The 9,238-nt window shown below is 34.3% G+C and carries 11 protein-coding genes and 2 tRNA genes; all 13 read right to left on the bottom strand.

Annotation, left to right across the window (positions count from 1 at the left end; genetic code table 11):
• Nucleotides 1-10 precede the first annotated feature (10 nt).
• Nucleotides 11-1,339: a phage major capsid protein gene (locus LKACC16343_RS10905; protein ID WP_082604495.1), complete on the bottom strand. Its 1,329-nt coding sequence runs from the start codon at nt 1,337-1,339 to the stop codon at nt 11-13.
• A 3-nt stretch (nt 1,340-1,342) separates the two neighbouring features.
• Entirely contained in the window at nt 1,343-2,128 is a 786-nt protein-coding gene (locus LKACC16343_RS10900; RefSeq protein WP_158106614.1) for a head maturation protease, ClpP-related, read from the bottom strand.
• A complete protein-coding gene (locus LKACC16343_RS10895) occupies nt 2,115-3,422 on the bottom strand; it encodes a phage portal protein (RefSeq protein ID WP_056951602.1) in 1,308 nt (435 codons plus the stop codon). Before LKACC16343_RS10895 ends, LKACC16343_RS10900 begins: the two co-directional genes overlap by 14 nt.
• Before the next feature lie 15 nt (nt 3,423-3,437).
• The gene (locus tag LKACC16343_RS10890; protein WP_056951599.1) at nt 3,438-5,084 is read right to left on the bottom strand and encodes a terminase TerL endonuclease subunit; all 1,647 of its coding nucleotides are present in this window, start codon (nt 5,082-5,084) and stop codon (nt 3,438-3,440) included.
• Nucleotides 5,071-5,394 carry a P27 family phage terminase small subunit gene (locus LKACC16343_RS10885; protein WP_199250834.1) on the bottom strand — a complete coding sequence of 108 codons (324 nt, stop codon included), beginning with the start codon at nt 5,392-5,394 and terminating at the stop codon, nt 5,071-5,073. Before LKACC16343_RS10885 ends, LKACC16343_RS10890 begins: the two co-directional genes overlap by 14 nt.
• A 113-nt stretch (nt 5,395-5,507) precedes the next feature.
• On the bottom strand, nt 5,508-5,837 hold the full coding sequence (locus LKACC16343_RS10880; protein WP_056951597.1) for an HNH endonuclease: 330 nt from the start codon (nt 5,835-5,837) through the stop codon (nt 5,508-5,510).
• Nucleotide 5,838: 1 nt separating this feature from the next.
• Nucleotides 5,839-6,066 carry a hypothetical protein gene (locus LKACC16343_RS10875; protein WP_143444253.1) on the bottom strand — a complete coding sequence of 76 codons (228 nt, stop codon included), beginning with the start codon at nt 6,064-6,066 and terminating at the stop codon, nt 5,839-5,841.
• Nucleotides 6,067-6,514: 448 nt separating this feature from the next.
• Nucleotides 6,515-6,844 carry a hypothetical protein gene (locus LKACC16343_RS10870; protein ID WP_143444251.1) on the bottom strand — a complete coding sequence of 110 codons (330 nt, stop codon included), beginning with the start codon at nt 6,842-6,844 and terminating at the stop codon, nt 6,515-6,517.
• Between the two features lie 369 nt (nt 6,845-7,213).
• Nucleotides 7,214-7,284 (bottom strand) — tRNA-Gln (locus LKACC16343_RS10865).
• 90 nt (nt 7,285-7,374) lie between these two features.
• A tRNA-Thr gene (locus LKACC16343_RS14360) sits at nt 7,375-7,441 on the bottom strand.
• Nucleotides 7,442-7,773: 332 nt separating this feature from the next.
• The gene (locus LKACC16343_RS10860) at nt 7,774-8,271 is read right to left on the bottom strand and encodes a hypothetical protein (RefSeq protein WP_056951591.1); all 498 of its coding nucleotides are present in this window, start codon (nt 8,269-8,271) and stop codon (nt 7,774-7,776) included.
• Nucleotides 8,272-8,762: 491 nt separating this feature from the next.
• Nucleotides 8,763-9,050: a hypothetical protein gene (locus LKACC16343_RS10850; protein ID WP_056951587.1), complete on the bottom strand. Its 288-nt coding sequence runs from the start codon at nt 9,048-9,050 to the stop codon at nt 8,763-8,765.
• Complete coding sequence (locus tag LKACC16343_RS10845) at nt 9,043-9,222, bottom strand: hypothetical protein (protein WP_143444249.1); 180 nt, start codon at nt 9,220-9,222, stop codon at nt 9,043-9,045. Before LKACC16343_RS10845 ends, LKACC16343_RS10850 begins: the two co-directional genes overlap by 8 nt.
• Nucleotides 9,223-9,238 lie beyond the last annotated feature (16 nt).

Genomic DNA, 9,238 nt, shown 5'->3' with positions numbered 1-9,238 from the left:
CCTCCACAAGCTATTCAGCTGGGACTAAGGATAATAGGTCATCCTTGGATGTCTTCCCTGTGTAATCAATCTTTTGATTATCTAGCCACGCTTTAATTTCAGCTACAGTTTGATCTGTCGTAGGCTTAGTTGTTCCCTTTGAATCAAAAGAGCCTTCTTCCGTTACATCACCAATTTTACCGGCTTTATGTACATCTGGATCTCCTTCAAGTTCTGGAACCTTAGCGCCTTCCATACCTGAAATATCAGCAACAAAGAATGCATTTTGATTCTTGGCAACACCCATACCAAAAAACTTAGCAATGAATAAATACATGTCTTCGATTGCTAAGGTTTGATCGTATTGATTAAACTCAACAGAACCCGAAACACCTAATACATAATTTTTTGTAAATCCAAAAATTAATCTATCCTCTGGAACTGCATATGATTGAATAATTGTATCTCCAGTTGGCAAAGTAATTAAATGCCAGTTGTTGTCAGCATCATTAACAGCCAATTGTGGGAATAGCTTTGACCAGTATGTCATAGGGTTAACCATAACTGAAATTGGTCCATTAGCTGTCTTGGCCTTTGTTAAAGCTGCATGAATTCCAGCTAATGACAATGGCTTCAAATCATTTACAGCAACTGTTTCCTTATCTTTATAAACTCCGTCAACGGCACCACTTAATTTCTTAATCATACCAATTGGTTGAAGTTTCCCATTTCCTTGAACAACTGCTGTTTCAAGCGTTGCACTCATGGTTTCCTCTAAAAATGTTGTTACATACTCAGACAAATATGCAGGTCCAAGCTTGAAGAATCCTTTAGGAATGGCAAGAAATCCAGATAGTTTGCTTGATTCTAGTGATAATGTTTTAAATCCATCTAACAAGATTTGTTTAATGTCTGATGGTACTGTGCCCCAGAATGCTGTTTTCTTAGTAGGATCAGCATAAATTAATTTCATCAAGGCTGTCACATTTTGAGTATCAATAGCTGCTAGCAATGGATGGTCTTCCTTAATACGTGATAATACGTCCTCAACTACTGTTTCAGGAAGTGTTTCATCTAAATTTTCGAATGATTGTTTTTTAGCAGCATCCGCAAAGAACTTTCGTTCGTTGGAGGTCATCGGTCTACGAATTCCACGTGTTTCAAGAATCTTTTCATCATTCATTTCTGTATTCATTTGTTGAACATGCTTCATAGCAGTAGCACCGATTGAATTTTGTAAAGATGTTGCAAACTCTCCAAACGCCTCTTCTTGAGCATTGTCATCACCATCACGCATTGCCTTAAACATAGCAATACGTGCATCTTTTACTTCTTGTGTATTTAAATCTGGATTTTTCATTTATTAATTTCCTTCTTCCGCAATAAATTTAGCAAATTTACTAGCCATTGATTCGGCTGTTGTCTCATGATTGTCTTCAATAGGTACTTTTTCTTCATATTGAATTCCATTTGATGTAATTTGAGCTGATGTAATTCTAGAATTTTTTCTAGCAACCATTTGATTACCTGAATACTTAGCAAATAATGATTGTTTAACATTTTCTTCAGTAGAATCCTCGTCATCATTTGCTGCTGAATCAACAATTTCATCTGCAAATCCCAAGGCAATAGCTTCCTCAGCATTCAGATATGTTTCATCATCCATCAGCTTGATTAATTCTTCTTCTGTGCCAACGAATCTTGTTTCATATGTCTTAATCATGGATTCATCCATAGCATTCAATCCTTGAATGGCCTTGGTTAATTCTTCCACATTTCCATAAACATCTGTAGCAGCATGATGTACCATAATCTGAGCATTTTCTGGCATAAAAATAGTGTCGCCAGCCATTGCAATGACTGATGCGGCACTTGCAGCGATTGCATCAATATAAATATTAATTTTTTTATTTGATTGCTTAAGTTGGTTGTAAATACCGATACCCTCGAATGCTATACCGCCATAAGAATTAATATGAACATCGACTTCATCACTATCAATTTCTGATAAGGCTTTTGCAACTGCTTTAGCAGTAATTGATTGCTCATCTTCATTCCAAAATGTTTGACCAATGAACCCATATAAATTTAGTCTTGCAGGTTCATTTTCATTTTGTACTAAATTAAAAACAGTTTTAATCTTTTTCATTTTCATTTCCTTCGTCATTATTATTCTCACCACCCTTCAAATCATCTTCAACCAGACTGTAATTCTTACTAATAATATGTTTATCAGCCCAATCTTCCTTGATTGGTTCATAATCCATAAAATTCAAAATGTCATTAACAGACCAAACACCAATACGACTAATCAATTCAGCAGAATTAGCAATCTTAGTGAGATCGTAATTTCTAATCTTATCAGTTCTAATCTTGCAGTATGTTCTTTTGGAAACATTCTTTTGACCAAACATTTTTCGATTGATTTCATCTTCAATTTGTTCAGCTATCGGATTGATACAGAATGAGATAAAGTTATCGGTCATTCCGTCAATGTCAGCTGTATCACCTTTTAACAATCCACGAGGAATCATAAAAGCATCAGCTGACATATCTACAATGTCACTGACCATTGCTGAAATATCTCTAGTGGTTTTGTTAGCAGCACTGCCTGAGGACTTACTGTTACCAGTTGAATTCAAATCATTAAGCGTTAAACCAGATTCTAAAGGTGTAACTGAATCTTTATCACTAAAGACCCCTTTTAAACGTTCACCAAACAAATCATCAATAACAGTGTCATATTCAGTTAACGGAGTACCGTTCTCATCAGTAACTTGAGTACCATTCTCATCAATAACCGGTTTCTGTTTTAATTGGTCAAATGTGGAATCAATATTCAAAGCGTACTTAATCGCATTACTCCTGTTATAGTTTTTAATTGCGCCATTCAGCAATGAGCCGTACTGCTCAAAGATACCGTCAAACAAAGATTTAACTTTTGAGTTATTCAGTTTCAAATGAAATACTTCATTTTCCAAAAAACTACTGTTCATAGAATAGTTATTAACTAAAATATTTGAGTAAATATTTGGTTTAAAAGCATATTCATGAAACGTAAAATCATCTGCTACTATCAATGATCCGTCAACTCTTGATTGAATAACTAAGGCTCCATCTTCGTTCATTACCATCTGATAAATAACTTTATTCCAAAAATCAGCTGCATTTTGATTTTGATTAGGCTCAATGTTTAATTGATACCAAACATCCCCTTGAAATCTTTCGCCCTTCTTAAAGGTTTGAAAATCACATTTCACTAAAGCATTAGCAATTCGATTAATACACAGCTGAATTGCATATAACTTAAAAGCAGTATTAGTTGTCGAAGAATTAATGTAATCTTCAAACAACTTATACTGCTTTTTTCGTAGGTCTATGGCTTGTTGTGACTCAGTAACTCTAACTGGTTCATTATTTTTAAATAAATCAAAAAATCCCAACCGCTCACCTCCTTTCTAGTAAGTATGAGTTCTTAATGTTCTGTGATATGTAGCAACCGGAACATCTAGTTTATCTCTAAATTGGAATGCATTTAGAAACGCAAAGAACCCATCTGTTTTTCTTAGCTTTGGTTCAATTTTTTTATATTCAATATTTCCTCTGCTATCACGATCTTTATAAACGTTATTTGTATACCAGCGCATCATAAAGTCATCATCAACATAAACAATATTATGATAAGCAAACAAATCATCAATCGTATTTTCCAGATCAGTATGTGTTTTGATACCGGTTCTTGCTGCTAATAGTTCGCCAAAACCATTATTAGTAAACTCTTGCTGTAAGTAATTTCGTCTAAACGTATCGGCTGCAATATCCTTGATGTCATAATATTTTGCTTGTTCCAATATCCAATCAACTACGTACTTAGGCCGGTTGGTTTCGTCGTCAATAATTTTAATAAATCCTTTTTCTTTTGCTACATCTAGTGGAACTTTGTACTTCCTATGTTCCAGTGCTTTGTAGTTAATCAGTGAGTGGTGTTTCCAGTAATATTTATTCCCAATTTTAAATAACAAACCTATACCACAGAAATCCATTGTGTCAGAAAAATCAATTCCCACAATACAACTTCTACCACGTAAATCTGGAGTAGTTTGGTTAGTTGCCTTGATGTTATCCCAACTGGCAACAGGTGATTGTGCCTTACTTGCTGGAATATTCATCCGCTTAGTCATAAATTCGATACGTGCCTGATCTCGATCATGAGCTTTTTCAAACTCTGATTCCATTTCTTGTTTTAACGTTGGAAAATAAATCAATGATGGATTAGCTTTTTCCCACATTGTTTCATCTTCCCATTCATCAGGACTATCAAGCTTACAAATGAACGGAAACATTCTTCGCTTAGGACGTTCGCCAGCAAGAACCATCTCACTCTCATCTTTCAAATTGTCCAAGAAGCCCTCACGATTATATCCATCAGTGGTCATGTAAAATCTACGTGGATAAGGTTTCTTACCAAGTCCGGAAGTAAAAACGTTGATAGTTTCTTCATCTTTATAAGCGTGAATTTCATCAAAAAATACCGCACCAGGTCGCCCACCATCTTTAGTATTAGCGTTGCTAGTTCGGTATTTTATTTTAGAATTAGTTTTTTTATATTTAATTAGCTTTTTAGTCCACTGAAAATATTTTTTATATTTACGTGGATTACTATCAAGCAAATCCCAAATTTCATTAAAAGAAGTAGTGGCTTGTTCTTCAGAAGTAGCTACAATATCAACATCATAATTTCTAATACCTTGCTTACTAGCTAGTAACCACTCTTCAACTGACATGAAACCAGTCTTACCACCACCACGACCTAACAGAACTAGAAATTCATCAAACATTAAGCTTCCATCATCATAAAATGCTCCATGTACAAAGGCCAAAATAAATTTTTCCCATGGAAGAAGTTTCCATACAAAATGTTTTTCAATATTCTCCAAGGCCGCATCTATCAAATCAGTTCTTAAAACAGCATGTAGATCAGCCAATTTATCAATTAGAAAGTGCATTAATTGGATTTGTTCTTTACAGGCAACGATCTTACCAGATAAAACACCATTCATGTATTCATCGATAGCAGGATGATATTTTACTTTAGAAATCGTCATCTTCTTCAGGCTCACCTTCAATCGTTTCAATATGTAGTTGCTGTAATATTTTTAACATCTGTGCATTAACTTTTACTAGCTCTGATATCGAGTCATTCTTTTTAAAACCATGTTGTTTGTCACCGTTTTTCCACTCAATTGATACACCACGAGCTTTAATATCTTTAATTAAGTCATTTTTTATATCAAAAAAACTAACATAATCATTTACCAAATCCTCAAAATGAGGTGTATCAGCTTCCATGGATTTTAGTTGATTTTGCAACGATTCTCTCAAATGCTTAGCATTTATTGCCTTCTTTCCAACCACAATTTTTAATACACCCCCCTCTCATGTGAGAATCAATAAATTTGTTAAGTCTTCACCCTATCCCGTTGTTTGTCTCCCCAAGGGATTTGCCGTTTGGTTTGACCGGGGGGGTGCTACCAACGTTCTTCATTCTCAAATTTGTCTTTATGAAATGCTTCTAACTTTTCTGGATGCTCCTGATTATGATGTACCCTGCATATCGTCTCGGTGTTACTTAAACTTAATGCTTGTAAAGGATAATCACGAACATGTTTGATGTGATGAACAGTAGTAGCATGTGTATGCTTGCCTTGTGTCTTGCATACCTGACACTCTTCATGATCTAACTTCAGCCTTGCCGATCTCACTCGTTGCCACTCTCTTGTGTGATAGAACTTAATCACATCATCATTAGCAATCCAGTCTCTTAGTTTATGTAACATGTCATCAGTCATTAAGTTCATGTTACTTCTTCATACCTTTGATATACTCTTTAGCCCATACACCTATTAGTTCAGTGATGGCGTCAACACTCAGCTTCTTAGGATCAATATCCAACTCTTCCAGTTGAGCAGCGTTGTGTGGCATGAGTAGCATGTTGCGCATCAGTGATACAAACAGAGCAGCAGCTTCCTCATTAGATACTTGATTCATTGTGAATGAGTCAAGGAAGGCTTGCTGTATCTCATCCATGCTCATCCTGTTCTCATCAAGATATTCCTTGATGTGTTTCTTTTGTAGTCTGTTCATTGACATACCTCCAATCTATTTCGGCTACTGGAATCGAACCAATTTTATTAGCTAAGGAAACTAATAAGATACCAACCTTCCAACCGATACATAACTATCTATGTTGATGTTAACTTTTCCGATGCTTTAAAATCTAAATTGAACGCTTAAATTGCTACAACTTTTATCGTGGCTTTTTTGTAAATAAAAAGACCACATCGTTTGATGTGACCTCTAATTATTTATCTTTAAAGTATTTAGTAATTAATATCGATATTATTAGCACTGTAATAAAATCAACTAACAAATAAATTGTCAGACTATCAATCATATATATATCCTATTTTTTATATGATTCAATAAATAATTTCAATCTTGAAAGAAGTGGTTACAAATTCAAATAGGCAAATCTTTATGATGCAGGAACATCAAATGTTGATTTACAACTAGAACATTTATAATAATGTCTTGAACTTCCATCCGGGGTTAATCTAACAAGATTGTTTTTACTTCCATAACAACCGGGACAATATGGTCCGTCATCACTGACAAATACGTATCCATTTTTACCAAATGCTACTTGTTTTGTAATATCTCTTTCTTTCTTTAATGTAGCAACATCATGAACTAATTCAATGTTTTCATTATATAAATCCATTACTTGTCCTTGAAGTTCAATAATTGAAGAATTCAATTCTGAATCATTGATTTTCTTTGCAATTTTTGAAATGTCTTTAAGCATATTAGATATCTCCGAGTATACTACCATTAATTTCCTCCTGAAAAGTTTCTCAAGAAGATTATATAAAAACACCATCGATTAAGATAGTGTTTTCTAGTAAATATAGGGTTTCTCCACCTATATATTATTTTGGAACCATCGTCAGGTATGGAATCGAACCATGCATGTTTGAATTGTCTTGCCACGCTCTCGACTACGTACGCTACGTTAGAGTCGTATCAAACGGAGGCGATATACATATCAATAGCCCTTTACACTATCTCATCATCCTGTGTTACCCTTTTCACCACTGACTACTGCTGTTGTTTGCAAATTAAAAGAACTAAAAGCTCTTTCTTTTATATTTTATGATTGCTTTACGACAATCAATTGTGCAGATAGGAGTTGAACCTATGCTCACAGAGTCAAAGTCTGTTGCCTTACCACTTGGCTACTACACAATATTGGCTAGGATTAACCAGCCCAATTATATCCGAAAGGAGGAACTCAAATATTTAATACTTTTAACGTGGAAGCTGGCACTCCCACAATAGCATGAGCAGGACTCGAACCTGCATCGCCGACACTGTCAGTGTTTTACCATTAAACTATCACACTACTACTAACCTTTACGGTATCACGTCTGACCCCTCATCATCACGGTGTCAACCACGTACGAATAGTGGTATAAGTTTCACGGCTAGCAAAATGGACTGGATGGAATCGAACCATCAATTACAGAGGTCATCCCTGCTGTAAACCCCAACTGATTCAGTCCAAACTTGAGTTAAGCTTTGGCATTAACTAATCGAAAACATATTATAGAAAAGGAGGTCAACAAAGTGCTACAAAAAAGTATTATAGATAATCCTTACCGAAATTATCTACAATACTAATATAAGCTTTTAAATTAGGGTTTTGTCGTCGTCTTTTGTGCATGAAATGTGCATTCATCTAGAAATGTCATTAAGGCTATCAATCCCAAACAGCATGACTTTTAATTCACCGAATGCTTTTTTCTGATCTCTTCTTAAAGTCGAATCGTCTATGTTCCAATATTCGCATAGCCACTGCTTACTCTTTCTCTTCTCACTTAGATACAAGCCGTCAATAATACCGAACTTTCTTTTGTCAGCATCATTACCAGACATACATATTTTTTTATACTTACCAAGAACTTCATTAACGAATTCCATCATTTCTCTGGAACGTTCTCTATATCCAAGCAACGCATACAAACTTAATTGGTTTCTAGATAGTTCACCATCTATGTCTATCTCAGGAAGTTTTACATCAAGATGATTTTGTAAGTATCGATAATTCACCAAGAGAATCTTCACATTTCGTAATTCCTTACCTCGCTCATTATCTGTTTTCTTGTCACTAATATTTATAATTTCAGTAGCAAGCTCCTTAATAGATTCTGGTGTTAAACTTATTTCTTTCATCCCTGTAATCCCTTCCCATTGTTATTATCGATGTCTTTTATTGAAAGCAGCTTCAAATTAATTAAAAATATTGCAGCTCCCTCTCTAAAATCAATACTTACTTCAGTCTCACTTAATTTATAAAATTTGAATCCATCTTTACAATACAATCCTTATTTGGATAAGCTCTTTTTAGCTTAACGAGTTTGCCATCATCGTACGTGTATACCCACAATCCAGACTATTTTAAAACAATTTGTTGTCTAATCATCTGTCTTTCTCCTGATCGTTACCGACATTTTTCATTATTCCAATTATTTCTTTAAAACTAGATTTCATTAGTTTGTTTTGTTTAGCCACGATCTCATAATCTTTAACATTTTGATTATAATTTTTTGTTAAGTCATCATTTTGCTTTCTGAGTAACTTATTTTGCCTAGAGATTTGATAGCAAGCAATTAAGACAATGAATATAAAAGCCAGAATAAAAAATTCAGATATCGATATTGGCATTATTTAACTTCTACATATTTTTTTCTAAATACTTTATCTCTAACTGCCCAATGTTCACCATTGGCACCCGTGACAATCCAATCACTAATTTTTAGTTCTAAAAATTCTTCCAACGATTTAATAAAATATCTTGGTCGCTTTTTACTCAATTCAATAGCTATCGGACCGAATCTTGTCTCTTTGATATCGTAATCAATTAATTGGAGATCATAATTCTTAATCATTTCTTGAGATCCATCAAATTGTTCAGCCCTTATTAATTCAGTTCTTTGATATTCCTTAATCATCTTCCTGTACGCCATATCCTAATTTTCTATTCTTAATACTACATTCAGAACTTACAGATTCTAAAGTCTTCAACAATGTGCTGAACGTAGACTTATCCATTACATTTTCTGTCAAAAAGTTCTTATTTTCTTTAACCATTGTAGTTAAATCGGATATTTTAGAATTAACCATGTTTAGCTTTTGTTTG

This window comes from Companilactobacillus bobalius (assembly GCF_002179915.1).
GTDB lineage: Bacteria > Bacillota > Bacilli > Lactobacillales > Lactobacillaceae > Companilactobacillus > Companilactobacillus bobalius.
Note: the sequence above shows the minus strand (reverse complement) of the source record. Positions and strands in the feature narration are given on the sequence as shown.

What these genes read in the sequence shown, in the direction of transcription:
- LKACC16343_RS10860 (WP_056951591.1), bottom strand. Translation starts at nt 8,271, where the DNA reads ATGAAAGAAATAAGTTTAACACCAGAATCTATTAAGGAGCTTGCTACT.
- LKACC16343_RS10845 (WP_143444249.1), bottom strand. Translation starts at nt 9,222, where the DNA reads ATGGTTAATTCTAAAATATCCGATTTAACTACAATGGTTAAAGAAAAT.
- LKACC16343_RS10900 (WP_158106614.1), bottom strand. Translation starts at nt 2,128, where the DNA reads ATGAAAAAGATTAAAACTGTTTTTAATTTAGTACAAAATGAAAATGAA.
- LKACC16343_RS10870 (WP_143444251.1), bottom strand. Translation starts at nt 6,844, where the DNA reads ATGCTTAAAGACATTTCAAAAATTGCAAAGAAAATCAATGATTCAGAA.
- LKACC16343_RS10850 (WP_056951587.1), bottom strand. Translation starts at nt 9,050, where the DNA reads ATGATTAAGGAATATCAAAGAACTGAATTAATAAGGGCTGAACAATTT.
- LKACC16343_RS10890 (WP_056951599.1), bottom strand. Translation starts at nt 5,084, where the DNA reads ATGACGATTTCTAAAGTAAAATATCATCCTGCTATCGATGAATACATG.
- LKACC16343_RS10875 (WP_143444253.1), bottom strand. Translation starts at nt 6,066, where the DNA reads ATGGATGAGATACAGCAAGCCTTCCTTGACTCATTCACAATGAATCAA.
- LKACC16343_RS10880 (WP_056951597.1), bottom strand. Translation starts at nt 5,837, where the DNA reads ATGAACTTAATGACTGATGACATGTTACATAAACTAAGAGACTGGATT.
- LKACC16343_RS10905 (WP_082604495.1), bottom strand. Translation starts at nt 1,339, where the DNA reads ATGAAAAATCCAGATTTAAATACACAAGAAGTAAAAGATGCACGTATT.